We start from the raw sequence: 24,500 nt of genomic DNA on the forward strand, positions 1-24,500 counted from the left end.
CCTATTCGACCGTGCGCTCCCGCTGCCGACGGCGTCATCCGAGTGTTGTCGGACTTCATGTCAAAGCCCCACGGCGGGCGAATAGGGCCGCGCCCGCCAGGCCCGCTCGTGCGCCGAATTCGCCGAGGACCACCCGTGGTGCGGGGACTATGCGGAGTCGTTCGGCGATGGTGCGGTGCAGGGGTTCGGTGAGGGCGGCGCCTGCGCCGGCCAGTCCGCCGCCGAGGATGATGAGTTGGGGGCAGGCGGCATGGATGATGCCGAGCAGACCGTCGGCGAGGGCGCTGATGGCGTCGTCGACTACGGCCTTGGCGTCGGGGTCGGTATCAAGGAGTGCGAAAACGTCTGCCGCGCTGTCTGTCTCGGCTCCAGTGCGGCGGGAGTACGCGCGAGCGATGGACGCCCCGGATGCCACCGTCTCGACGCAGCCGATGTTGCCGCACGGACAGCGCAGGCCATCCGCGTGGCGAACCGGGATGTGGCCGTACTCGCCGGTCTGGCCGTACTCGCTGCGCACGAGTCGGCCACCGACGGACAGGGTTCCGCTGATGCCGGTGCCGAGAATGACTACGCACACGTTGTCGTGGTCGCGCCCGGCTCCGTACCGCCATTCGGCCCAACCGGCCACGGCGACATCGTGCTCGATCAACACCGGCATGTGCCAGCGTTCGATGAACCGGTCGCCGATGTGCACATCCCGCCAGCCGACATTGCTGCTGAACACGGCGATCGACCGGACATGGTCCACGATCCCCGGCAACAGCACCGCGGCCCGCGCCACCCGGCCGCGCTGTTCCATCGTGAGCTCGGCCAGCAGCCGATCCCCGAGCGCACCCATGGCCTCGAACGCCGCCTCGCCCTGCGGTGTGGCAGTGACGGCAGCGGTCAGCACCATTCCGGCCGCGTCGGTGATCTCGCCTTTCATGGTGGTCCCACCGACATCCATGCCGAGTACCAGGGCATCCTCGGGAAGCGAGGTCCCCGGCGTCGACGTGTCGCCGGGAAGTGCGGCATCCGGTGTGGCGTCCCCCGGATCGACTGCCGCGCCGGGCGCGAGAGCCGGCGGGCCGGGCCGGGGTGACCCGGCGTCCGGTCCCGGTGATCCTGCCGTGGATTGCGCCGTTCCCATCTCGGTCAGGGTAGCCACTTCTGGTGGTGTGAGCAGCACAGATCCGTGGGCCGGTGTCGGAGAGTCGGTCATGGTGGCGCCAGGGTCACTGGTCGAGGACTACCGAGCGGTTGAGGTTGCGGGGATGGTCGGGGTCGAGGTCGTGGTCGGCGGCGCGCAGGACGCAGAGTCGGTGGACTCGGACCAGGTCGGCCATCGGGTCGATATCGCGGTGTTCGAAGTGGGCGCCGGTGACAGTGACGTCGGCTTCGAAATTCGGGACCAGCGGGCCGAAGGCCCAGACCGCGCGACCGGGGGTGGAGATGCTGATCGGGCCGTGGCGGTATTCGGTCTGCAGGTAGGCCTCGGTCCAGGACTGGCAGGACTCGCGGAGTTTGAGGCCCGCTTCCTCGGCGATGGCGGCCGCGAAGCCCATGCCGACGAAGCTGATTTGCTCGGCGTGCCTGACCTCGGCGAGTGCGGCCGCGGGATCTTCGGCGAGGACGGCGCGGGCCTGGGCTATCGCGGGGTTCAGATCCTCGCCGAGATGCCAGCGCAGGATGGCGAGCGCGGTGGTGGCGAAGCGGGTCTGCACCACCGATTGCTCGTCGACCTCGTCGATCAGGATCGCATCGCCCAGCTCGAGCACGGGCGTGCCCGGGCTGCTGCAGATGACGGTGCGCGGAATGTGGGCCGGGATCTCCCGCATGGCGTTGACCACCTCGGTGGTGGTGCCGGAGCGGCAGATGACGAGGTAGCGGTCGTATTCGCGACCGCTACGGACCTCGCTGGCGGGCCAGGCGTCGGTAATGCCCTGGCCGGAGCCCTCGCGCAGCGCCGCGATGGCCCGGGACATGAACAGCGAAGTACCGCAGCCGATGACGGCGACGCGCTCGCCCGGTTGCGGCAGCACGGCGCGGTGTTCGGCAGCGATGGTTTCGGCGCGCGCCCAGTCGTCCGGCTGGGTGGCGACCTCGGTGGCCAGATGGGTCACGGGGGTGGGGTGAGCGGAGATCGGCACCACTCCAGAATCGACCCGATGATCGTTCATGTCAAATTTACGAGCAAAACAGTCACATGTGATCACTCTGAGGTCTAGATTGTTGGTCAGTCGATACGTTCGCTCCATCATCGGCGGTCCGCTGGCGCCGGGTGTGAAGATTGAAAGGTTCTGCTCGTGAAAAGACCACTCCACGGCGTGCTCGCGGGGATCGCGATGGCCACCGGCCTCGCCCTCGCCGTCTCGTCCTGTGGGTTCGGCTCGAAAGACTCGGCCGACTCCGACTCCACGATCAACTTCCTGGCTCCCGTCTACAGCGACGGCGCCACCGGCACGAAGGCGCTGTGGGACGGCATCATCGCCGACTTCGAAAAGGCCAACCCCGGCGTCACAGTGAACCTGCAGATGGAGTCGTGGAACTCGATCAATGACGTGGTGCGGACCAAGCTGCAATCCAAGTCCACTACCCCGGACATCCTGAACATCGACGCCTATTCGAGCTTCGCCGGTGACGGCATGCTCTACGGGGCATCGGAGGTCGTCTCCCCGAACGTGCTGTCGGATATCCAGCCCGGCTTCGCCAAGAACGCGTCGCTGAACGGCGAGCAGTTCGCGCTGCCACTGTTCGCCTCGACCCGCACCCTGTTCTACAACACCGACCTGTTCGCCAAGGCGGGCGTCGCCGCGCCGCCGAAGACCTGGGCCGAACTCACCGAAGCGGCCAAGAAGATCCAGGCGCTCGGCGGCGGCGTCTCCGGCTACGGTCTGCCCCTCGGCAGCGAGGAAGCCCAGGGCGAGACCTCCATCTGGACCTTCGGCGCGGGCGGCAACTGGGCCGAAGGCGACAAGGTCACCGTGGACACCCCGCAGAACCTCGAGGGTGTTCGTGCCATGCGCGAACTCATCGATGCCGGTGCGACCCAGCCCAATCCGGGCGCCACCGACCGCAAGGACGTCATCAACGCCTTCATTCAGGGCAAGATCGGCATGATCGAGGGTCTGCCGCCCACCATCGGCCAGATCGCGTCGAAGAACGCGGGCCTGCAGTACGCGACCGCGCCCTCGCCGACCAAGTCCGGCGAGCCGGTCACCCTCGGCGTCGCCGATCATCTGATGGCGTTCAAGAAAGACGGCAAGAAGACCGAGTCGATCAAGAAGTTCCTCGACTTCTTCTACGGTGCGGACACCTACTCGAACTTCGTGCAGCACGAGGGCTTCATCCCGATCACCAACAGCGCGGCCGCCAAGCTCGCCGGTGACCCGGTGACGAAGGCCTTCGCCGCGACGCTGCCGGTGGCCAAGTTCTACCCGAGCAACAACCCGAAATGGGCTGCGGCACAGGGCGCCATCCGTCAGCAGATGGGCACCATCGCACAGGGCGCGGACCCGGCGCAGGTGCTGCAGCGCATCCAGGAAGCCGCGAAATAGCGTGGGGCGCACAGGAACCAAGGTGCCGTCCGGGCGGGCGAGCGTGCTGCGGGCGATACCGTGGCTCGGTCCCTCCCTGGTGTTGATCGCGGCTATCGTCGCCTTTCCGGTCGGCTACATGGTCTGGACGAGCACCCGGGACCTGAGCGCTTACGGTCAGGATCGCGGCTCCGCCGGGCTGGCCAACTACCGCAATCTGTTCGACATCAGTGAACTGGGCTCGGTGCTGTTGCACACGGTGATCTGGGTGGTCTGCGTCGTGCTGATCACCCTGGTGCTCTCCGCGGCACTGGCTCAGTTCCTGAACAAGGACTTTCCGGGGCGCACCGCGGTGCGCATGGCGATCCTGGTGCCGTGGGCGGCCTCGGTGGTGATGACGACGACGATCTTCTACTACATGCTCGACCCCGACGTCGGCATCGCCAACCGCTTCCTCGTCGACATCGGGCTACTCGACCGTGGTTACGGCTTCACCAAACAGCCGCTCCCGGCCTTCCTGGTGGCGATGGGGGTCGCGGTATTCGTCTCGATTCCGTTCACTACCTACACGATTCTCGCCGGGCTGCAAGGGATTCCGGCGGAGATCGGCGAGGCGGGCCGGGTCGACGGCGCAAGTCCATGGCAGCGCTACCGGTATCTCACCCTGCCGCAACTGCGTCCGGCGATCGCGGTGGCCACCATCATCAACATCATCAATGTGTTCAATTCGCTGCCGATTCTGCAGGTGATCACCGGCAGCATCGCGGGCTTCTCCGCCGACACCACGACCACGTTGACGTTCAAGCTGATTCGGCAGAACCAGCAGATCGACACCGCCGCCGCGATGAGCGTGCTCAACTTCGCGCTGATCGTGGTGATCATCGCGATCTACGTGAAGGTCGTCAAACCGACGCAGCAGGTCGACGGATGAGCGCGCGGCAGCACCGAGGGCAGGGCGAGGCGATGACGGCACAGGCCGATATCCCTATCGATGGCGTCGACATCCCGCCCACCGCAGCGCCTCGGTCGACAAGGGCCGGGCGCGGCAAGCGGCGACGCTGGGAGCTCACCGCGGTCGGGGTGCTGGTGGCCGCGATCTTCCTGATCCCGTTCCTCGTCATGGTGCTCGGGTCGCTGAAGAGCAGGGCCGAAATCCTGCGTATTCCACCGACATACCTGCCGGAGTCCTGGCATCCGGGCAACTACAGCACGATGTGGGACACACCGGAGACGCCGCTGCCGTACAACATGGTCAGCACGATCGTCATCTCGGTCTTCGCCACCGTGCTGGTGCTCGTGGTGGCCGTTCCGGCCGCGTATTACACCGCCCGCCATCGCTTTCCCGGGAGGGCGGCATTCCTCGGGCTGGTGCTCATCACCCAGATGCTGCAGCCGACCGTGCTGGTGACCGGCCTGATCCGGCAGTTCTTCACCCTCGGCATCAACGACACCTGGCTGGCGATGATCCTGGTGAATGCCGCGTTCAACCTGTCGTTCGCGGTCTGGATTCTGCACAGCTTCTTCGCCGCGATTCCGGTCGAGATCGAGGAAGCCGCACAGCTCGACGGCCTGAACCGGTGGCAGATCCTGACCAGGGTGAGCCTGCCGCTGGTGTGGCCGGGCATCGTCACCGCGACGATCTTCACCGTGGTCGCCTGCTGGAACGAGTTCGCGGCCAGCCTGGTTGTGCTCACCACCCCGGAGAATCAGCCGCTGTCGGTGGCGCTGACGAAGTTCGTTGGACAGTACGACACCGCATGGCAGTACGTGTTCTCCATCTCCACCGTCGGCATCATTCCGGTGGTCATCTTGTTCGCGTTCATCGAGAAGCGTCTGGTGGCGGGCCTCACCGCGGGCAGCGTCAAGTAGCGGATCACACCACGAATCGCCGCGGCCGGGTAGCACTCGGTCGCGGCGATTCGGTGTCGGTGGCGAGCTGTCCGGGTGCGGGGTATGGACTTCTTCGGCCCGTGAGGGCCAGTGACGCGAAAAGTCACGCTCAGCGCCCGCGGGTGAGCCTTCGATTACGAAATGCATTGCGCGGCAGCTGGTTCTCCGTTGCTAGCCGGCATCGCTGGCCCAACTTCGCGAAAAGTCACGCTAAGGAGTTACGGGCCGCTCACGGTGGGCTGCACTGAACACCGTTGCCGCTTGGAATCCGCCGGCAACTTCATCCGGATCGCGATCGAACTGAAAGACCAAGACCCCGAACCGATTACAATCTCAGAGCCGCTGGCGACCCCGGAGAACTACACCCACCAGGCATTGACGGCCGGGACGGTGCGACAGCCCGGCCGTGCTGTCCACGCCGGGGTGTGGTTCCGGCTGCTGTGCGGCCTGCTTGACGAACTCAGCCTCGCCCTCACCACCGCGAACCTGTGCGCCCGGCGCACCCTCGAACAACGGAACGCCGCCGAACTGCCTGCGCGGGCCGGGATCTTGGTGTGGCAGACCTACGAGCATCTGCCGTGGAAGACCCAGGAGAAGCTGTTGACCGCCGCCGCGGTCGCGGTGCAACCCCCTCTTCGTGGATGATATCCGGTGAAGCTATCCGGAAACTGCGCCCGGTCCACCACCTGCGGTGGAATCGCGCAGTGCGTGCAGGTCGCTTGACAGCTGGGCTTCGAGGGATGGGAAATGCTGGCGCACAGCGGGCCATGCAGAGCGAACCTGCTCCAGGTCCTGATTCGTCCGTTCGATTGCGGATGCTCGTTCTGCGGCGCTGCCCTCCGCCGCAATCGTGCGATTGTCGAGAATTCGCCATTCTATCCCGGATTGGTCCAGCGCCTGTCGCAATACTGCACCGGGTGGCTGGTGCAACCCAATGAAATCGATGTCTGCGGTTGTGACACTAGATATCTGGGCTTCGATGAATCCGTTAGAGCGAAAATCTGCTCCGAGATAGTCGCGGCCTATGGGCGCGATACCGTGCATTCCGGCGCCATAGGAATATTCCGACGGATTGTCCAAGGGTGAGGGTATTGAACTCTCCCTTTCCACCATCGAGTCACCTACCGTGATGGTTGTTCGTGACCGCACCTCTTCTGGCTTCAGGTAGATCTGATGGTCGCCGTAGTCGAGCTCCGACAATGCATCGATGATGCTTGGTTGCGATGGGCGCACCCCATCCACGGCAACGTATCCGTAGACGGGTGGGTCTTCGTGGACCCGTGGGCCGAACCACTCGGCTTCAGCATGGGCGCGATCGCCGTCCGGGTTGCGGAGGCCCCTGATTCGCCCTTCCTCGAGGATGGCCACAAGTTTGTCCTCACGGACACGGATAGCGATCGGCTTCCCGTCGACCGCGGCCTTCAGTTCTCGTCGCATCTGCGCACGCACCTCGGCGCTGTCTCGGCCGAGCGAAGCCGCTGTTTCATCGATTCTTCTGTCGATTATGGCGTATTGCTCCAGCCGGGACAGCCGCCCGCTGGATAGGACGCCCCAGTCTTCGGCGGTCGGTCCATTCTCACCGAATCGTTGCCTCAGTTCGACTTCGAGTTTCTGTCTGGCCCGGGCCAACATCGCTCGGTCCGGCGGCGGGAGGCACAGGTTCTGCACGGGACCGGCATCGCCGGCGTGCGACTCCGCATCGACATCCTGCCGGATAACGCGGGCCGGGCCTGTGCCGTCCATGGCGTGTGTCAGCCGTTCGGCGGCCGACGCGTCGCCGTCACCATGCTCATGGTTGACAGCCCGAAGACCGTCCGCGCCTATCGGGCCTCTGTAGGTGTTGGATAGGTGCTCTTTTATGCGTTGTACCTGGCGGGTGCGTAGTCCATCGGCTATGTCCTTGACGAACTGTGCCAGCCTGTACCCAATCAACGGCCCTCACGCCCTGCTGCCTCGCACGCGGGGAAGGTGTTGTGCTGCTTTCGCATATGGGTACCGCCTTTCAAGGGTTTCGTGAAATCGGTTGTGCCGTAACCTTGGTGGGTCGCGGGGCTCAGGCGCGGTCGAACCAGGTGACTTGCGCGCCGCTGCTGAACTCCTGGCACGTGGTGACCGTGAACTGCGTCGGCTGGAAGTTGCCGGTGAAGGCCTGCACGCCGTCGCCTGCGATCACGGGGTAGCTCTTGATGATCAGCTGGTCGATCTCGTCGATGAGCTGTCCGGCCAGGTTGCCGCCACCGCAGAGCCAGATGTTCAGGCCCTCTTCCTTTTTCAGCCGCCGCACCAGCTCGACCGGATCGGTGTCGACGATCTCCACGTGCGGGTTGTCGACGGGTTCCAGGGTGGTGGAGAAGACGAAAGCGTCCGCATATCTTGACCACCTCAGTTGTAGTACTCTGCGTGAACTGGTTGAAAGATAGTACTACAGATGGAGTGGTGTCAAGTGGCGCGGACGAATCCGGAACGGCGACAAGCCCTGCCGGACGCATCGATCGAGGTCCCGCGCCTCTGCTCACCTTGCCGCCCGAACTCGACGACTTCTTCCGGCCGTCAGCCGGCGGCGTCGCGCAGGCGCAGCCGGGTGAGATCCTGCGGGCTCGTCAGATCCGGTCAGCGCCGTGGCCGAGCCGCAGTTCGCGCAGGGTCTCTCAGATCTGTTGCCGCCCAAGGCCCAAGCCCTTGCCGGGTAGGCCATCGGGCGGCAGCGGTAGCCGGTTCGCACCCCCGGCGCCGACGGGTTCAGCCGGATGTCCGCGCGGAGGTTCGGCCGCGCCTGCCCGGTAGCATCGAAGCGTGGCACGGCAGGATGACGAACCAAGAGACGGTCGCAGTTACGGCGGCTTGTCCAAGGAGCAGCGGGTAGCGCAGCGGCAGCAACGGCTCGTCGATGCCGCGCTGGAGTTGTTCGGCACCCATGGCTATGCCGCGACCCCGATCGAGCGGTTGTGCACCACCGCCAACGTTTCCACCCGCAGCTTCTACGAAGATATGGGCAGCCGCGAGGCTCTGTTGATCGCGCTGGTCAATCGCGTTACCTCGCATGCGGTCGAGCGAGCATTGGAAGCATTGGAAAAGGCGCAGGGCGAACCGCTCTCGACAAGGGTCGTCGACGGCATCCGCGCCTATCTGGAAGTGACCTGCCACGATCAGCGCGCCGCGCGGGTCTGTTATGTCGAGGTGGTCGGAGTCAGTCCGGCCGTGGAGGATTGGCGCAGGCAGCAGCGACGCCTGCTTTCGGCACTGCTGATGAGCGAAGCGGAACGCGCGGTCGAACGGGGCGAAACGAAGCCGCGGCGTTTCGATCTGTTCGCGCTCGCGGTGATCGGCGCGGTGAACTCGCTTGCGCAGGAGCTGGTGGTACACACACTGCCCGATACGGTGATCTCACTGGATGAGATATGCGAGGAGATCGCGTATTTCGTCAATTCCGGACTTGCCTTGAACTGATTTCTGTTCCACCGTGAAGTCGGCCGCGCACCAGCACCGGAAAGTCGCTCGACCTGTCCGAGCCGTACCTGAGCGGTCCGCTGTCATGCCACGGGCCGCAGGAGGCCGCGAACGGCGGTGACCGCGGGCAGCACCCGGGTGGCGGCATTGCGGATCGCGATCCCGGCTCTGGTCGCGGGGATCAGGAGGGCCGCCGCGGCGGTGACGCCATTGAGCTTGGGCTCCACCAATATTCGATGCTGCCGCTCGTAGTTCCGGAAGGCGGCTTCGTGATCGCCGGGATCGGCCGTGAGTGGTTCCGCCAAGGTGTAGGCACCGGCGATGGCGAGCGTGGTGCCGTCGCCGAACAGCGATACGCAGGAGGCGGCGTCGCCGAGCAGCGCGATGCGCCCGTCGGACCAATGCGGCAACTCGCCCTTGCTGACGGAGTCGAAGAACAGGTCATCGGTGTCGCGGACCCGGTCCAGCAGTTCGGGCACTCGCCAGCCCTGATCGGTGAACGCTTCGATGAGCGTCCGCTTGTGCTGCTCGGTGTCGCGGTGGTCGTAGCCGGGAATGCCTCGGTGGCGGAACATGAATGCGGCAACCGCCCGGCCGCGCGTCGGGTGCACCGCCAGGGCCCGCCCCGGTGTGTTGTAGATGAGGACCTCCCTGTCGCTGCCGAAGGGTTCGGCGATCCGCAGTGTCGCGACGTAGATCCCCTGGTGTGCGAGGAACTCGGACTCCGCGCCGAAGGTCGAGCGCCGCACCGCGGAATGCAGTCCGTCCGCGCCGACGACGAGGTCGAATCGGCGCGGCTGCGCGGCGGCGAAGGTGACGTATACGCCGTCGGGGTCTTGGGCGAGATCGGTAATGGTGTCGTTCCACAGGAGCTCGTACTGCTCGCGGCCCGCGTCGAGCAGGATGTTCGCGAGATCGGCTCTGGGCACCTCGACTTCGCGCGCACCGGCCGACCCCTGGAAGGCCTTCAGGTCGACGTGCGCGACCGGAAGGCCGCGGCTGTCGACAAAGCTCATCCGGGAGACATCGGACCGGGCCGCGCGTAGTCGCGGCATGACGCCCATCTGCTCGACCACGTCGACCGCGGGCCCTTTGACGTCGACGGGATTGCCGCTGGAACGCGCTCCAGCGGCCCGTTCGACCACCGTGACCTCGAAGCCCCTGCGGGCCAGCCAGAACGCGAGCGTCGAGCCGCCGATGCCTGCGCCCGAGATCAGAACCGTCTTGTTCATGGCAACGCCTTCCGGATAAGCGGACGAATTTCGTCCGATTAGGAGAGGGTACGGTAAGCGGAAGGATTTCGTCCACTTAATGTGGGAGGTGAGTGCCACGACCCCGGCCAAGCGGGCAGATGCCAGGAACAATCGCGACCAGATCATCGCCGCGACACTGGTGACATTCCGTGAACAAGGCATCGACGTATCCATGAAAGAGATCGCCGACCGCGCCGGCGTCGGCGTCGGCACGCTGTATCGGCACTTCCCCGACCGCGACGCGCTGATCGCCGCGACCGCCCACTCCTACCTCGCGGACCTGGCGCAGACCGCCGCCACTTCCTGGCAGGAGGAGGTCGACGCGTGGCCCGCGCTGCGCCGATTCCTGCGCGAATGCGTGGAACGAAAGGTGGGCGGACTTGCCGCGGCCATCGAGCCGGCGCTGCACGCGGAGATTCAGGCCGACCCGAGACTGCGCGAAGTGCGCGGCAAGGTCGTCGACCTCGTCGCGCGAATGACCGAGCAGGCCAAGGCATCCGGGGCCGTGCGCGCGGATATCCAGACCGAGGACGTGGCCGCGCTGATGACGTTGCAGATCTACACCCGAGCGAACGAGTCGTATGCCGAGGCCGTCCATCGGGTGGTGGAGATCGTGCTGGACGGCATGCGGGCGACGCCGGGAAAGGGGTGAGAGTGGCCGAGTGGTTGTCGCCAAGCTTGGCAATACCCGTCCGGAATCTCTACGGTCGGCAGCGTGCCTGTGGTCATATTGTTCGCGTGCCTGGAAAAACAGCAGGTCGTCCGCTCGACTGGGATCGGGTGAGATGACCGGACCGACAGATCGGCCGCAGCGGTGGAATCGGCTGCTCGAGCTGCTCGCCGACTCGGGGCGGCTCTCGGTGGAAGAAGCCGCCGAACGTCTCGGCGTATCACCGGCGACAGTGCGCCGCGACTTCACGGCGCTCGCCGAGCAGCAGTTGGCCACCAGGACGCATGGTGGGGTTGTGGCGACCACCGTGGCCTACGACCTGCCCGCGCGCTATCGGCAGACCGGCGGCGAGGCCAAGCAGCGGATCGCCGAACATGCTGCGACACTTGTCAATCCGAGCGCGGTGGTCGGCATGAACGGCGGCACCACCACCACGGCGGTGGCGCGGGCGCTGGCGGGGCGCACCGATCTGGTGAACGCCGGCGGCGATCTGCTCACGATCGTCACCAACGCATTGAATATCGCGGGCGAGATGGTGCTGCGCCCGCATCTGCGCACCATCTGCCTCGGTGGGGTGGCGCGCCGGGAATCCTACGAGCTGCACGGACCGCTGGCCGAGCGCGCCCTGGCCGAGCTGCGCTTGGATTCGCTGATCCTCGGGGTGAACGCGATCTCCGCCGAGGGCGGCGCGCAATGCAGGCATATCGACGAGGCCGGGGTGACGACCGAGATGGTGCGCCGTTCCGGCTACGTCATGGTGGTCGCCACCGCAGACAAACTGGAACGATCCGCGCTGGCCCGGATCTGCGGCATCGAGCAGATCGATGTGCTCGTCACGGATTCCGCTGCCGATCCCGCGGCCGTCGCGACGATCCGTGCCGCAGGCGTGCGGGTGGACGTCGTGTAGCCGATTCCGGACGGCTTTCGATTTCTTCGGCACAGCCCGGCGACCATTCGGTCGTCGGGCTGTTCTACGCCGTGGGGACCACTGCGGCGGCAGGTGGTCGGCGGCGCTTTGGGGGCTTTGTAGTCTCAGTGGGCAGCACCCCAAACCCTTCTAGTCGGGTTCGCGCCCAAGGGTGCGCTGACGTTCTCGCTCCTCGACACGTTCGCGTTCCCTGGCCCCGTGGTGATGACGACTAGCGTCGGTAACTCCCCGATCCGCCGGTTCCAGCTGACGATGTTCCCCCGGCTGATCCCACTGGAGTTGCACAACGCGTACCGAATCCAAGATGCCCGCTCGCTCGGCCCGTTCACGTTGCGCCGCAAAGAATTCCCGGTGTTGTTGTACCCGCGCCGTTGCTTCGGCTTCCCGTGCCTTCTCAGCTTGCTCAGGAGCTGGACGCTCCGCTTCTCGTGCCTTGCGAGCCTTCTCGGCGGTGTCACGCTCAGCCCGTGCCCTATCAGGTTCCTCAGCATCGACGGCCCTCCCCGGGAGCTGACTGGGTACCGGGAACTCTCGCGCCACTCGTTCGGCGGCTTCCCGCTCAACCCGCGCGCGTTCGGCACGTTTCGCCGCTTCCGATGCTTCGCGTGCTGGCTTGGCAAGTACGGCTGGTTCGGCTGCCCGACGAGTACGCTCGGCCTGTACTTGCTGTGGTGCTTCCGCCCGGCCACGTGCAGCGGCTTGGCGGAATACTTCCATCGCGCGGAACCTCTCGGCACGCTCCCGTGCTCTCGCCAGCTCCGCGATTCTCTCCCGCCGAAGCTCTAGGGCCTGAGCCTTTCCCGCTCGGGCTCTGTCCCGGACGCCGGGCAGTTCGATCTGTTTCCCTCGTTCCAGCTCCAGACCCCGCGCCCAGATTTCCCGGGCGTCGGATCTCGATATCGCCTTGTGCTGAAATTGGGTAGGGAAATCACGAATCAAGCCGTCGATCAGTTTTTGCAGATCCTTCGCTACCGGCTCGCCTTCGACAGATCGCAACATATGCTGATGCTTGTCATTGTCCTTGAGGATCTCTCGCAACGCCTTCAGTTGCTTTTTGTCTTTCTGTCCTTCGATGCGACCAGATTTGTCTTCTATGGAGAACGTTTGCCCGTGGGCTTCTTTGGCATGGTCGAACTGGATTCGACCCTTCGTAGTTTCGTATACGCGAGACCCCCGAACATACCCGTTCTCGTGGTCGCGAAAGAATCGGTCAGCGCCGTTCTCAAATATCCTGCCGCGCTCATGGTTCGGGACCTGGTCTCGGTCTCTGTCGTATTCGTCTGGCATAGATAGCCACACCCCCCCGGTGCACGAAACGTAATGGTCAAAAAGTCTCAGCGGCTCTTACGGAGCGGTCGACGCTTCATTGTCAAGCTTCTCTTGGTGATAGCCTGCATATTCGCGGAAGATTGAAGCCATTGTCGAGAACATTCCGTCATGGGCATCCGAGTCGTATTCGATCATGCTTTCGATCAGGCCCCATATTGTGTCTACATCTTCGTCTAAAGTGTCGAATCGCAGGGCTGGATTCACGTGATCATAAAATGAATAATCACGACCGAACCATTTGTATTCGATCCATTCAGCGCCAGCGAATCTGTTAAAGCACTCGCCCACGAAACAAATGAAAGCATCGGTCATGTCAGCATTCTCGGGGGCCGTCGCTGCGGTCATATCTGGAAACAACTCTGCGACGACGGGATCGAGGCGTTTTACCTCCGTTGAACCTTCCGGCCATGGCTCCGAAGGAATGCGGTTTATGCCTGCGTGGTCCATGAACTTCTGGGCTTGTGCCGCGCGGCGCTGTGGGTCGACCCATTTCCCCCATGCGGTCTGCTCAACAGGTACGCCGAGGTCCATCGTCATCTGTTCGTCGTCCACTGACTTCCTCTCGTGTTGGCTGTCTGGGGTCACGGTGCATCGAATCTAGTCGGCTCGTCTGTGTTGCACCGGTGGGCTGCCGCCTCTTTCAGGCGTGCCGCAGCCGCGTTGTAACCGTCGGCCAGCTCCCCGATTTGGGGGGCACCCGCGTTGTGGAACGCGTCGGAGACGCGGCGGAACTCTTTGAGGGCAGCTGTGTATTCGTTGTCCGGGGTGTTCATGACATGCCTCCTCGTCGGTCAGGGGATGTGCGGGGGATCCGGTGGGTCGGGGTGATCAGGTCGCACACGACTGCGATCGCCCGGGCGTTGTGCTGGATGTGGTCGGCGCTCGGCGCGATAATTGCGGAGGCGCCCATTTTGTGTGCTGTGGTGACGATCAGAACGGTGGGCATGAACGTGTCGTGCGCGATCGTGACCAGCCGCATCAGGGTGTAGCCGTGCCGGTTGGCCAACGCGGTGATCACGCGTTCGTCTCGCAAGAGGTGCGGGCCGCTGACATCTAGTAGTAGCACCCCGATCGCTTTAGCAGTCATGGGGTTCGCTGTTCGACGGATCGGCAGCGATATCTGATATGGAGACGGTGATTGAAGGGCCGCAGCCGCATTCAGGCATGTGACACCGCCCGCACCCGGCGCGGTCCCACGCACGCGCGAACCGATTCGATGACCAGGAGGCCGGAGGGGCGGAAGGTGTCATGTGGTGGTTCGATCCACTGCCTGATGGCTCCGGATTGCGTGGTCGGTGACGGCAACGCCACTGTTCCGCCGTCGCGGACCACAGATACGTTGTGGCGGAACAGATCAGCGAACAACGGCACATCGTCGGGTATGTCGGGTCGGATCAAGAATGTCCAGCGGTTCGATCGTGGATGCGACAGGATCGGACCGATGCCGGCTCCGCGTTGACTCATGTCATGTTTCACCGATTGGCCCAGCGGTGCGGGCATGGTGAGCCCTCCGACGTGGGTGGCTTTCATGATGATGCGGCCCAGGCTCGGTGGGTCGACGGTCGCGGGCAGATCGCATACTCGCCTGTAGAAGATGCAGCGGGATGTCGGGGTATCCCCAAAAGGTATGTGCTCCATTGAGTTCAATCCCATGGGTCGCGGTCGGAGTTGTGGTCGGTGGCTGAGACCGGGGCATCGGCAACTCGGGGCAAGGTGCTGGGATCCCATTTGCGTCCGCAACGAGTCCGACGAGTTCGACAGGTAAGGGTCATTGCACCGCCTCGGTTGGCATCAGTGGCAGGGGACACGACACCCCGCCACCGGGCCGTACAGGGGGCGCCCATGCCTGGAGGGCTTCTAGGTACTGCCCGATCACATAAGTCGGCACATCGCAACGGACCGGCCCCTGCGGCCCGACAAACCCGGTACGTTTCGGTAGTTCTTGGCTCGGCATCTGCCGACCTCCCGTGTTTCGACGGCGATGGGCACGCCCGGCCTCAAACGTCGGCGTGCCGATGTGGGGCACGGGAATCGGCCGACATGAGGCTGCGGGCGCAGTGCACGGCGTCGGGACCCTTGAGCGAAACGCCGCTGACGTGCACTGAGTAGTAGTCTCGTGTCAGAAGGCTTGACACAGAACAAGTTCAGCGTCCACAAACGTCCACAGATCGGTACCGCAGATCCATGGATAACCCCGGCTCTCTGCTTCGGCTGGCCCGCGAATCGCAAGGGGTCAGCCTGTCGGCTGTCGCGGCCAGGACTCACTTCTCCAAATCGATGCTTGGGATGCTGGAGAATGATCAGCGGGACGTGAAGCCGGAGCACATCGTTGCTTACTCGCGGGCGTTGAACATCCCCATATCAGCCTTGATGGCACCGCCGGATGACCCGATCCGTCTGGCTCATGAGTGGCTGGTGTCCGATTCCGCCCCGGTCACTCACTCGGCGGTAGGGCGCCGAGTTGGGCGTTCGCTCGCGAACGACGTTGAGCAGCGTGTCATCGACCTTCGCCATCTCGACGACACGGTCGGCGGCAAGGACCTGTTTCCGCTTGTCATCAAGGAACTCGAAGACCTCCGAACGGTCATCAACGAATGCAGCTATACCGACGACATCGGCCGTCGCCTCCTGGTGGCGGCCGGCGAGCTGTCACAGCTCGTCGGCTGGGTCGCCAGCGATGCCGGGTACTACGGGCACGCCCAACACACCTACTTGGACGGAGCGAAAGCGGCCAGTCAGGCGGGGGATCGCGTACTCACCGGCCAACTGCTCTCGAGCTTGAGCTATCAGATCGCGAACGTTGGCCAGCCGGAGGATGCAGTCCTTCTTGCCCGGACCGCGGTCAGAGGAGCGCACGGGGCGACGCCGGTGGTGGCCGCGCTGCTTACCGAGCGAGTGGCGTGGGCCGCGGCGCGCGCCCGTGATCGTGACGGGGCGATGCGCGCCCTCGACATCGTGGACGACACCTACGAGGGTCGGATAGCTGGCGTCGAGGAACCTGAATGGGTGTACTGGGTGGACCGGTCCGAAATCGACGTGATGGCGGGTCGGTGCTTCGTTGAACTCGGCGATTCGTCGCGCGCCCGGCCACTGTTGCAGCAGGCGATCGACAGCTATCCGAAGGATAGAGCGCGGGAGGTCGCGCTCTATCAGACTTGGTTGGCGGAGTCGTATGCGCGGAACCGGGATTTCGACGCGGCGCAGGAGACGATCGGGGCAGCTCGGACGGCTGCGGATGGTATTCATTCAGCGCGGTTGGAGCGGCGGGTTGTTGAGATTGAGCTGATGCTCAGCGGGCGCGGTGGCTGGTGAAACTCGTCAGCACGGAGACTGCACAATGACACGGGGAAGCATCGAACCCGCTCGTCTCACCGAATCCGCCTTCACCCCCGCCCGAACACGAGTTGTCCTCGAATCCTCTTGCCGTATAGCCGGATTGGATGCAGGCGGCGCAAACTTGCTGCGTCACCACACCAACGCCGTCTATGCGCTCGCCAGCACGCCAGTGGTTGTAAAGATCGGTAGGCCCGATCACAACGGGCACATCGATGTTGTCGGACTTGTGCGATGGCTCGAGCGGGAGTCGGTGCCGACCGTGTCTCTTATCGACACCGATCAGCCTCTCCAGATCGCAGGTTGTCCGGTCACCTTCTGGCGTTATCTCGACCAAAGCGGAATCGTCAGCGCAGCAGACCTTGCCGAGCCACTGGCCAAGCTTCATTCGGTTTCGACGGGACCGCCGATCCGACTGTTAGAGAATCAAATTCGCAATACGCTCGTCGCGATTGGTAACTCGATCGACACCAGCACCATCCTGTCGGCCGGTGATCGCGCGCTGCTGCACGCCCGAAAAGAAGAACTGGCCCTGCAGGCACCCGAGATTCGATACGAGCTGTCCTCCGGTGTGATCCATGGCGACGCGCATCATCGAAATGCGCTATGGGATCAGCAATCCGGACGAGCCGTATTGTGCGACTGGGAGAACGCTGCGATAGGTCCGCCCGAATGGGACCTCGTCACGATCGAAGTTCATTGCCGCCGCTTCGATCATCCACCCGACGAGTACCAGCAGTTCTGTCGCGGATATGGGCTCGATATCCGGGAATGGCCGGGCTACGCATGGCTGCGAGATCTTCGGGAACTGCGCATGATCACCACCAACGCCCGGAAGTCGGCTCCAGGCTCGACCACCGCCGCCGAGGTCCTGCGAAGGATCGAGGCGTTGCGCGCCGATGCCCCGACCACGTGGCGCATTCTGTAAGCACGTTATGACAGACGCTGAGCAGCCCGCTGCTCCGGTGTCGCCGCTGCGATCGCTGACCTCAGTGGTCAGTGGACCACGGGCAGGCCGAAGCGGGGGAAGAGGGTTGGGTCCACGAAGACTGTGATTCGATGGATCACCGAGTCCTTCAGCGTGAAGGTATGGATGGAATGCGCACGGTAGCAACCGGTTTCGTCGCGGAGGTAGTAGGCGACGGCCGGCTGTGTGTTTGCTGCCGTCGGGATGGCGCGCCACTGGCTCGGGTCCGTTGCGCACCTGGCGGCGTAGAACTTGACGACGTGGGCACGGTCGGCGAACCAGATCAGGGCGGGTGGCATTTCGAGTGTCACGTCGTCGCGCAATAGCTTGGCGAATTCGTCCATGTCGGCATTGCCGAAGGTGGACATGTAGCGGTCGACCATCGCGCGTTCGGCCGGACTCAGGGATTCCGACATGCGATCGAGCATCGGGGCGTCCTTGTCGAGCTGGGCGCGTGCGCGTTGCAGCGCACTGTTGACTGCGGCGGGGGAGGTTTCGAGGAGGTCGGCCACCTCGGCCGCCGACCAGGCGAGCACGTCACGAAGGATCAGTACCGCACGTTGGCGGGCAGGCAGATATTGCAGGGCCGCGATGAACGCGAGCCGGATGCCGCTGCGTGCGGCCACCACGGTCGCCGGGTCGTCGGCCGACGTGCCGAGCAGCGCATCGGGAATCGGTTCCAGCCAAGAGATCTCGGGGTGCTTCTCGGGACGGTTCGGCAGCTGCGCGCTCGGTCCGCCGAGCCCGGTGGGCAGTGCCCGCCTGCCGCGCTGCTCGAGCGCGGTCAGGCAGGCATTTGTCGCGATCCGGTACAGCCAGGTGCGCATCGAGGCGCGCTGCTCGTCGAAGCGGTCCGCGGCCCGCCAAGCGCGCAACATGGTCTCCTGCACCAGATCCTCGGCGTCGTGGATCGAGCCGAGCATCCGATAGCAGTGCGCCAGCAGCTCCGGGCGGTAGGGCATCGTCCGCGCCGCGAAGTCCGCACCGATCGTCATGGGTGCACAACCTACCGAGCCGGAGCTCGGTTCGCGTCGGTCGATGCGGGTCATGCGATGGTTCCCGTGCTATCAGCGGGGACCGGCGAGTCGGCGGACACCGACCCGCCCGCGGCGGCAGGCGCGCCTGCCGAATTCGACGATTCGGCCGGACCCGGTGCAACCGGCGCACCTCCGGGAATCAGCAGGCCGATCACCGCACCTGCGAGCGAGAGCGCTGCCGCTGTTCCGATCGCCGCGGCGAATCCGTCGCTGAACGTCTGCACCGATCCGAACCCTCCCGCTGCCGCGAAGACCGCTGCGGGCACGGCAATGCCGAAAGCGCCGCCGAGTTGGCGCACAGTGTTGAAGGTGCCCGACGCGGCCCCGACCGCAGACATGGGCACGGCGCGCAGCACCGCACTCTGCGCCGCAGGTATCGCCATGGACACGCCGATACCCATGATCACGAACGGCGCGATCATGGCCGGATAGCGCAGATCGGGGTCGGCAATGAGCGCGATCCAGCCGAAACCGACACCCTGCATGAGCAATCCGGTGACGATGAGGGGGCGTTCGCCGAATCTGTTGATCTGTTTACCCGCCACCGGCGCGACGAGGAACAGTGTCACCGTCCACGGCGCCAACCGGACGCCCGCACCGAGCGGACCCTGTTGCTGAACCACCTGCAGGAACTGGGCGAAGAAGAACGCGCCACTGAAGACCGTGGCAAACAGTAAGAATCCCACCGCATTTCCTGCGGAGAAGGCTCGGGACGAGAAGAACCGCATCGGTATCAGCGGTGTGCCGGTGCGCAACTCCCAGCGGACGAACCCGAACAGCCCCACCGCGCCGACGACGAACGCGCCGACTACTTCGGCGCTGACCCAACCGGACTCGTTGCCCCGAATCAGGCCCCACACCAGGCCGAGCGCGGCGACGCTCACCAGCGCGATGCCGAGGTAGTCCAGTGTGCGCGCGGCGCCGAAACTTTCGGAAAGCCGCGTGCGCACCAGCGGGACGAGCACCGCGACGATCGGGATGTTCAGCCAGAAGATCCATTGCCAGGCCAAGCCCTGCACCACCGCTCCGCCGACCAGTGGACCGCCGAGGGTGGCCAATCCGGTTACGGCGGCGAATAATCCGAGCGCCCGCGTCCGCTGCTCCGGCCGGAACGTCGCCGACAGCAACGCCATGGCCACCGGCAGCACGGCCGCGGCGCCTGCGCCCTGCGCGGCTCGCGCCGCGATCAGCCAGCCCAGGCTCGGTGCCAGCGCGCACCCGGCAGAGGCCACGCTGAATGCGATCAGCCCGGTCGCGAGCACCCGCCTGCGACCCAAGCGGTCTCCGAGCGCCGCGCCTGCCATCAGCAGCACCGCGAAACTCAGGGTGTAGGCGTTCATCGTCCATTCCAGCTCGGCGATCGACGCGTGCAGATCGAGCTGGATCGCGTGCAGCGCCGTGGTGACGATCAGGGAATCGAGGGTGATCATCAATGCGGAAAGCGAGGTCAGCGCCAGTACCCAGCGCTGACCGGCGGTCATGTTCATCGCGAATTCCTCCTCCGAAGGGGTTTCGCGAGTACTTACCTGCGCCGGCGTGCAGACTCATCGGAGTTGGCGAAGAAATTTGCCTCGGGTCCGGGCGAAGCGACTGCGGCTACGGAAGACGCGTGAGCGGCACCGCGTCATGCGGGTGCGTCGGCTCGACGACCGGACGCAACGTTCGCGCCCACACGACGAAGCCCCAGGCAACGAAACCCGCATAGACCAGATACAGCGTCGCCGACGGGTAGTAGCCGGCCTTCAGCAGCAGCGGTACCCCGACCAGGTCGACGGCGATCCAGATGAGCCAGAATTCGGCGAGGCCACGGGCCATGCCGTAGGTGGCGAGCACCGAGCCGGCGAAGATCCACGCTTCGGCCCACGGCCCATAGGAGCCGATCAGGGCGAAGAGCTGGGCGAAGACGGCGGTGCCGATCAGCATGGCCGCGACGAGCAGCCATCGCTCGCGCGTGCTGGCCCAGCGCGGCTCGACGCCGCGATGTTCCAGCCCGGTTTCGATGCGGGCATGGCGGTACCAGCTCCACCAGCCGTAGACGCTGACCGCGACGAACATCAGCTGGCGGCCGGCCTGGCCCGCCATATTCAAGTGCTGAGGTGTGTGGAAGATGCCGCCGACGAAAACCGTGAACAACAGGGCGTTGCCCGCGATCCCGATGGGCCAGGCCCAGACCCGCCGCCGCATGCCGCCGATCGCCGAGGCCAGACCGAAGCCATTGCCGATCACCTCGCGCCACAGGATCTCCGAGCCTGCGATATGCAGCTTGGCGTCGAGCAGCGCATACATCGGGTTCACGACCGGTGTAACCGTCGGCGGGCGGATTCTCATCCGCACGGCGGTATTGCGTTCAGCCGGATTCGAATGAACACGGCCCGGACGAGCCGCGCGTAACGATTGCGCAATCTGGGGTGGCGATTCGCAATATCCGTGCAACGACCTGCTCCTAGGGTTTGTCATATGAGCACGGCGAGCGAGACCGGCGAGCAGGAGCCCATCGGGGGGACGGGCATCCACATCAGCGGGTTGACGAAGACCTTCCGCGTCGGCAGGCGCACAGTGCACGCATTGGATTCGGTGGATCTGCATACCGAGCAGGGTGCGTTTCTTTCGCTGCTCGGGCCGTCGGGGTGCGGCAAGTCGACGGTGTTGCGCATCCTGGCCGGATTGGAGACGCCGACGGCGGGTAAGGCGCTCATCGATGGTGAGACGCCCGCCGAGTTGCGCGGTCATCATGAGCTCGGCATCGCCTTCCAGGATTCGGCGCTGCTGCCGTGGCGCTCGGTGGAGTCCAATATCAAGCTGCCGCTGCAGGTCGCGGGTCTCAAACCCGACCCGGACCAGATCGCCGACCTGGTCCGGCTGGTCGGGCTGGACGGCTTCGAGAAGGCCAAACCCGCGCAGCTGTCCGGCGGTATGCGGCAACGAGTCTCGATCGCTAGGGCGCTGGTGGTGAAGCCGACGGTGCTGCTGCTGGACGAGCCGTTCGGCGCGCTGGACGACATGACAAGGCAGCGCCTCAATCTGGAGCTGCTGCGGATCTGGACCGAGAAGCCCGCGACCACGCTGATGGTCACGCACGGCATCGCGGAGGCGGTATTCCTCTCCGATGTGGTCGCGGTGATGAGCCCGCGGCCCGGTCGCGTGCTCGAGCTGGTGGAAATCGATCTGCCGCGCCCGCGCACCCCCGAGATGATGCGGACCCCCGAGTTCCACAAGTTGCACGACTATCTCTCGGAACTGCTGTTCGGGAAGTCGGGTAAGGGCGGCGTCGCATGAAACGGGCGGGCGGTCTGCTCGGCATCGTCGGGCTGATCGCGATCTGGTGGCTGCTCGCGGCGCTCGGTGTGGCGGGCGGCACCATTCCGAGCCCGTGGCACGTGCTGGACACCATGTACAACGACGGCTGGGCGCTCTACGGCCCCAACTTCCGGATCACGGCATGGGGTGCGCTGAAAGGCTTCGTCTGGGGTAATGCGCTCGCCATCGGGCTGGCCATCCTGATCATGCTGATTCCGCCGATCGAACCGCTGGCCACCCAGCTGGCCATCCTCAGCTACTGCACGCCGCTGCTCGCGCTCGGACCGATCATTCTGGTGGTCTTCGGCGGTCGCACCCCGACGGTGTTCCTCGCCGCGATGTATTGCTTCTTCACCACCATGGTCGGAACGGTGACCGGTCTGCGGTCGGCCGATCAGACCAGCCTCGACCTGGTGCGTGCCTACGGCGGCGGGCGCTGGCAGCAGCTGTATCGGGTGCAGGCGATCGCCGCGCTGCCGAATACGTTCGCGGCGTTGAAGATCGCCGCGCCCTCCGCCGTGCTCGGCGCGATCATCGGTGAATACCTCGGTGGGGTGGACAGCGGCATCGGGGTCGCGCTGACCGCCGCCCAAACCGCGTACAACGTGCCGCGCACCTGGGGGATGGCACTCGCCGCCGCAGCGTTGGCCGGACTCGGCTACGCGATCGTCGCGTTGGCCGCCCGGCTGGTCGCGCCGTGGACGACACAGGAGGCCCGATGAGCGACCGAGCCGGCCAGAACCCGACCGAGGCCACGGCCACAGCGGTCACCGCCGACACCCGGGCGGCGGGGCCGGGCGCTGCCGCGGGAACCATCGACGTGCTGCGGCGGATCGGGCGTTTCCTGTTCCCGCTGTTCACCTCGCTGCTGCTGATGCTCGCCATCTGGTACGTCTTCCTGAAGGCGTTCCCGCAGGTCGGGCCGCGGGTCGGCAAGACACCGAGCGATATCTGGAAATACCTCGTCACCTCGGAGAACGCGGGGACGGCGCGGCAGGCGATTTTCGACGATCTGCAGATCACGCTGCGTGACGCGGCGATCGGGTTCGGGCTCGGGATGGGGGCGGCGCTGGTGGTGGCCGCGCTGTTCGTGTCGTTCGCGGCGGTCGAGCAGACCTTCCTGCCGGTCGCGATGCTGCTGCGGTCGGTGCCGCTGGTGGCGCTCACCCCGATCATCGTGCTGGTGTTCGGGCGTGGGCTCGCCGGTGTCACGGTGATGGCCGCGATCGTGGTGTTCTTTCCGGCGCTGGTGATGATCATGGCGGGATTGCGCAACGCGCCACAGCATGCGATAGACCTGGTGACCGCTTACGGCGGCTCGCGCTGGACCGGGTTGCGGATGGTCGCGGTCCCGGCCGCGCTGCCCTCGGTGTTCGCCGCGGCCCGAATCTCGGTGCCCGGCGCACTGATCGGGGCTCTGCTGGGTGAATGGCTCGGCAGCGGCACCGGTCTCGGCGCGAGCCTGATCCGCGCCATCCCGACATTCCAGTACAACAAGCTGTGGGCGTCGATCGTCATCGTCACCATCGTGTCGGTGATCCTGTACGCGATCGTCGGAGTGATCGAAAATCTCGTGCTTGCCCGATTCGGACCGGAAGCCGGTCGCCGTTGATCGCAAATTCAGGCAAATCAATGCTCGGAACCTCAAAGTAAAGAAATCGAAACGGAATCGACCTACATTCGGCGCATGACACCCGCACAACGCTCTTCGTTCGGGCCGCAGCACCTGAACCGCCGTTCGTTCCTCCGCTACTCCGCGCTTGCCGGAGCCGTGCTGGGCGGTACCGGGCTGCTGGCCGCCTGTGGCTCCGATTCCAGCAGCTCATCGGGCGGCTCGACCGACGACGGTTCCAAATACGGCACCGTCGCCATCCAGCTCTCCTGGTTGAAGAACATCGAATTCGCCGGTGAATACTTCGCCGATTCGAAGGGCTATTTCAAGGAAGCCGGTTTCGGGTCGGTCAACCTGATCGCGGGCGGCGCCGCGAGCACCTCGGTGGAGGCCGGGCTCGACACCGGAAAAGTGTGGCTCGGCCTCTCGGCGCCGCAGACCACCGCGCCCGCGGTCCTGGAGGGCCTGCCCGCGAAAATCATCGCGACCACCTATCAGAAGAACCCCTTCGCGATCGTCAGCTCCGCGGCCAAGCCGATCAAGACGCCGCAGGACATGAAGGGCCGCAAGATCGGTGTGCAGGACACCAACCAGCTCATCTTCGGCGCGCTGCTGACCGCCAACGGTATGAAGCCGAGCGATGTCACTATCGTGCCCGCGCAATTCGACCCGACTCCGCTGGCCAACGGCGAGGTCGACGGCTGGGTCAGCTATGTGACCAACGAGCCGATTACCTTGGCCGCCAAGGGATTCGAGAACAACCACTTCTTGTTCGCCGATTACAATCTGCCGCTGGTCGCCGAGACGTTGACGGTCAAGCAGTCCACCATCGACAAGGAGCGCGACAAGCTCAAGGCCTTCCTGATCGCCGAGATCAAGGGCTGGAAAGATGCCATCGGGAACCCGGAGGAATCGGCCAGGCTGGCCGTCGAGGTGTACGGCAAGGATCAGAAGCTCGATCTCGCCGAGCAGACCAAGGAGGCGGTCGCGCAGAACGGTCTGGTGATTTCACAGGACACGACGGCCAACGGGCTGCTGAGCATGACCGATCATCTGATCGAGCAGAACATCGCCGCGCTGCGCACCGCCAAGATCGACATCAAGGCCGATCAGCTGTTCGATCTGTCCGTGCTGCGCGAGGTGTACGCCGAGAATCCCGGCCTGAAGTAGGCGTACCTCCGCATTCGCTCCGGCCGTGCGCGCTCCCTCCGCCTTCGCTCCG

At 65.0% G+C, this 24,500-nt stretch carries 25 protein-coding genes; 13 read left to right on the forward strand and 12 right to left on the reverse strand.

The annotated features are described in order from the left end of the window. Positions 1–55: 55 nt before the first annotated feature. Together ACFU4Z_RS06325 and ACFU4Z_RS06330 are read right to left on the reverse strand one after the other, a co-directional pair. Positions 56–1,129 carry an ROK family protein gene (locus ACFU4Z_RS06325; protein WP_379060223.1) on the reverse strand — a complete coding sequence of 358 codons (1,074 nt, stop codon included), beginning with the start codon at positions 1,127–1,129 and terminating at the stop codon, positions 56–58. Between the two features lie 85 nt (positions 1,130–1,214). Continuing rightward, on the reverse strand, positions 1,215–2,159 hold the full coding sequence (locus tag ACFU4Z_RS06330; protein WP_379060225.1) for an SIS domain-containing protein: 945 nt from the start codon (positions 2,157–2,159) through the stop codon (positions 1,215–1,217). Positions 2,160–2,285: 126 nt separating this feature from the next. Here ACFU4Z_RS06330 and ACFU4Z_RS06335 point away from each other — a divergent pair, with 126 nt between their 5' ends. The 4 genes from ACFU4Z_RS06335 to ACFU4Z_RS06350 all read left to right on the forward strand — a co-directional run bounded on the left by ACFU4Z_RS06335 (position 2,286) and on the right by ACFU4Z_RS06350 (position 6,050). After that, complete coding sequence (locus ACFU4Z_RS06335; RefSeq protein ID WP_379060227.1) at positions 2,286–3,536, forward strand: extracellular solute-binding protein; 1,251 nt, start codon at positions 2,286–2,288, stop codon at positions 3,534–3,536. Between the two features lies 1 nt (position 3,537). Further along, the gene (locus ACFU4Z_RS06340; RefSeq protein ID WP_379060229.1) at positions 3,538–4,446 is read left to right on the forward strand and encodes a carbohydrate ABC transporter permease; all 909 of its coding nucleotides are present in this window, start codon (positions 3,538–3,540) and stop codon (positions 4,444–4,446) included. Continuing rightward, entirely contained in the window at positions 4,443–5,384 is a 942-nt protein-coding gene (locus ACFU4Z_RS06345) for a carbohydrate ABC transporter permease (protein WP_379060231.1), read from the forward strand. Before ACFU4Z_RS06340 ends, ACFU4Z_RS06345 begins: the two co-directional genes overlap by 4 nt. A gap of 282 nt (positions 5,385–5,666) precedes the next feature. After that, on the forward strand, positions 5,667–6,050 hold the full coding sequence (locus tag ACFU4Z_RS06350; RefSeq protein ID WP_379060233.1) for a hypothetical protein: 384 nt from the start codon (positions 5,667–5,669) through the stop codon (positions 6,048–6,050). Between the two features lie 12 nt (positions 6,051–6,062). On the opposite strand, the gene ACFU4Z_RS06355 is transcribed toward ACFU4Z_RS06350, so the two are convergent. Both ACFU4Z_RS06355 and ACFU4Z_RS06360 read right to left on the reverse strand, forming a co-directional pair. Further along, the gene (locus ACFU4Z_RS06355) at positions 6,063–7,148 is read right to left on the reverse strand and encodes a hypothetical protein (protein WP_379060234.1); all 1,086 of its coding nucleotides are present in this window, start codon (positions 7,146–7,148) and stop codon (positions 6,063–6,065) included. A gap of 310 nt (positions 7,149–7,458) precedes the next feature. Next, the gene (locus ACFU4Z_RS06360; RefSeq protein WP_379060357.1) at positions 7,459–7,791 is read right to left on the reverse strand and encodes a dihydrofolate reductase family protein; all 333 of its coding nucleotides are present in this window, start codon (positions 7,789–7,791) and stop codon (positions 7,459–7,461) included. Between the two features lie 407 nt (positions 7,792–8,198). Here ACFU4Z_RS06360 and ACFU4Z_RS06365 point away from each other — a divergent pair, with 407 nt between their 5' ends. After that, complete coding sequence (locus ACFU4Z_RS06365) at positions 8,199–8,852, forward strand: TetR/AcrR family transcriptional regulator (protein WP_379060236.1); 654 nt, start codon at positions 8,199–8,201, stop codon at positions 8,850–8,852. Positions 8,853–8,935: 83 nt separating this feature from the next. Here ACFU4Z_RS06365 and ACFU4Z_RS06370 read toward each other — a convergent pair whose 3' ends face one another. Beyond that, positions 8,936–10,084 carry an FAD-dependent monooxygenase gene (locus ACFU4Z_RS06370; RefSeq protein ID WP_379060237.1) on the reverse strand — a complete coding sequence of 383 codons (1,149 nt, stop codon included), beginning with the start codon at positions 10,082–10,084 and terminating at the stop codon, positions 8,936–8,938. An 88-nt stretch (positions 10,085–10,172) separates the two neighbouring features. On the opposite strand from ACFU4Z_RS06370, the gene ACFU4Z_RS06375 reads away from it, so the two are divergent. Both ACFU4Z_RS06375 and ACFU4Z_RS06380 read left to right on the forward strand, forming a co-directional pair. Beyond that, positions 10,173–10,757 carry a TetR/AcrR family transcriptional regulator gene (locus tag ACFU4Z_RS06375; protein WP_379060238.1) on the forward strand — a complete coding sequence of 195 codons (585 nt, stop codon included), beginning with the start codon at positions 10,173–10,175 and terminating at the stop codon, positions 10,755–10,757. 133 nt (positions 10,758–10,890) lie between these two features. After that, on the forward strand, positions 10,891–11,682 hold the full coding sequence (locus ACFU4Z_RS06380) for a DeoR/GlpR family DNA-binding transcription regulator (protein ID WP_379060240.1): 792 nt from the start codon (positions 10,891–10,893) through the stop codon (positions 11,680–11,682). 150 nt (positions 11,683–11,832) lie between these two features. Here the strand turns inward: ACFU4Z_RS06380 and ACFU4Z_RS06385 are convergent, their stop codons facing one another. From ACFU4Z_RS06385 to ACFU4Z_RS06400, 4 genes are read right to left on the reverse strand one after another with little or no spacing between them, the layout of a single operon-like run. Next, positions 11,833–12,990, reverse strand: coding sequence for a hypothetical protein (locus ACFU4Z_RS06385; protein WP_379060241.1), 1,158 nt, complete (start codon positions 12,988–12,990; stop codon positions 11,833–11,835). Positions 12,991–13,047: 57 nt separating this feature from the next. Then, positions 13,048–13,584, reverse strand: coding sequence for a hypothetical protein (locus ACFU4Z_RS06390; RefSeq protein ID WP_379060243.1), 537 nt, complete (start codon positions 13,582–13,584; stop codon positions 13,048–13,050). A 29-nt stretch (positions 13,585–13,613) separates the two neighbouring features. Further along, positions 13,614–13,805 (reverse strand): hypothetical protein, encoded by a 192-nt coding sequence (locus ACFU4Z_RS06395; protein WP_379060244.1) that lies wholly within the window; start codon positions 13,803–13,805, stop codon positions 13,614–13,616. Beyond that, entirely contained in the window at positions 13,802–14,119 is a 318-nt protein-coding gene (locus tag ACFU4Z_RS06400) for a hypothetical protein (RefSeq protein ID WP_379060245.1), read from the reverse strand. The genes ACFU4Z_RS06395 and ACFU4Z_RS06400 overlap by 4 nt, the downstream gene beginning before the upstream one ends. 1,097 nt (positions 14,120–15,216) lie before the next feature. Between ACFU4Z_RS06400 and ACFU4Z_RS06405 the strand changes: the two genes are divergently transcribed. Both ACFU4Z_RS06405 and ACFU4Z_RS06410 read left to right on the forward strand, forming a co-directional pair. Beyond that, positions 15,217–16,344: a helix-turn-helix domain-containing protein gene (locus ACFU4Z_RS06405; RefSeq protein ID WP_379060246.1), complete on the forward strand. Its 1,128-nt coding sequence runs from the start codon at positions 15,217–15,219 to the stop codon at positions 16,342–16,344. Positions 16,345–16,468: 124 nt separating this feature from the next. After that, complete coding sequence (locus tag ACFU4Z_RS06410; protein ID WP_379060248.1) at positions 16,469–17,293, forward strand: phosphotransferase family protein; 825 nt, start codon at positions 16,469–16,471, stop codon at positions 17,291–17,293. Positions 17,294–17,361: 68 nt separating this feature from the next. Here ACFU4Z_RS06410 and ACFU4Z_RS06415 read toward each other — a convergent pair whose 3' ends face one another. From ACFU4Z_RS06415 to pnuC, 3 genes are all read right to left on the reverse strand, one after another. Continuing rightward, positions 17,362–18,327 (reverse strand): sigma-70 family RNA polymerase sigma factor, encoded by a 966-nt coding sequence (locus tag ACFU4Z_RS06415; protein ID WP_379060250.1) that lies wholly within the window; start codon positions 18,325–18,327, stop codon positions 17,362–17,364. Between the two features lie 50 nt (positions 18,328–18,377). Next, positions 18,378–19,856: an MFS transporter gene (locus ACFU4Z_RS06420; RefSeq protein WP_379060252.1), complete on the reverse strand. Its 1,479-nt coding sequence runs from the start codon at positions 19,854–19,856 to the stop codon at positions 18,378–18,380. 109 nt (positions 19,857–19,965) lie between these two features. Next, complete coding sequence (pnuC, locus tag ACFU4Z_RS06425; protein ID WP_379060358.1) at positions 19,966–20,664, reverse strand: nicotinamide riboside transporter PnuC; 699 nt, start codon at positions 20,662–20,664, stop codon at positions 19,966–19,968. A gap of 162 nt (positions 20,665–20,826) precedes the next feature. On the opposite strand from pnuC, the gene ACFU4Z_RS06430 reads away from it, so the two are divergent. From ACFU4Z_RS06430 to ACFU4Z_RS06445, 4 genes are all read left to right on the forward strand, one after another. After that, the gene (locus tag ACFU4Z_RS06430) at positions 20,827–21,645 is read left to right on the forward strand and encodes an ABC transporter ATP-binding protein (RefSeq protein ID WP_379060254.1); all 819 of its coding nucleotides are present in this window, start codon (positions 20,827–20,829) and stop codon (positions 21,643–21,645) included. Continuing rightward, complete coding sequence (locus tag ACFU4Z_RS06435; RefSeq protein WP_379060255.1) at positions 21,642–22,388, forward strand: ABC transporter permease; 747 nt, start codon at positions 21,642–21,644, stop codon at positions 22,386–22,388. Before ACFU4Z_RS06430 ends, ACFU4Z_RS06435 begins: the two co-directional genes overlap by 4 nt. A gap of 152 nt (positions 22,389–22,540) precedes the next feature. After that, positions 22,541–23,278, forward strand: a complete 738-nt coding sequence (locus ACFU4Z_RS06440; RefSeq protein ID WP_379060360.1) for an ABC transporter permease — start codon at positions 22,541–22,543, stop codon at positions 23,276–23,278. A gap of 75 nt (positions 23,279–23,353) precedes the next feature. Next, a complete protein-coding gene (locus tag ACFU4Z_RS06445) occupies positions 23,354–24,448 on the forward strand; it encodes an ABC transporter substrate-binding protein (protein ID WP_379060257.1) in 1,095 nt (364 codons plus the stop codon). Positions 24,449–24,500: the final 52 nt, after the last annotated feature.

It is taken from the genome of Nocardia sp. NPDC057440 (assembly GCF_042802915.1).
Classification (GTDB): domain Bacteria; phylum Actinomycetota; class Actinomycetes; order Mycobacteriales; family Mycobacteriaceae; genus Nocardia.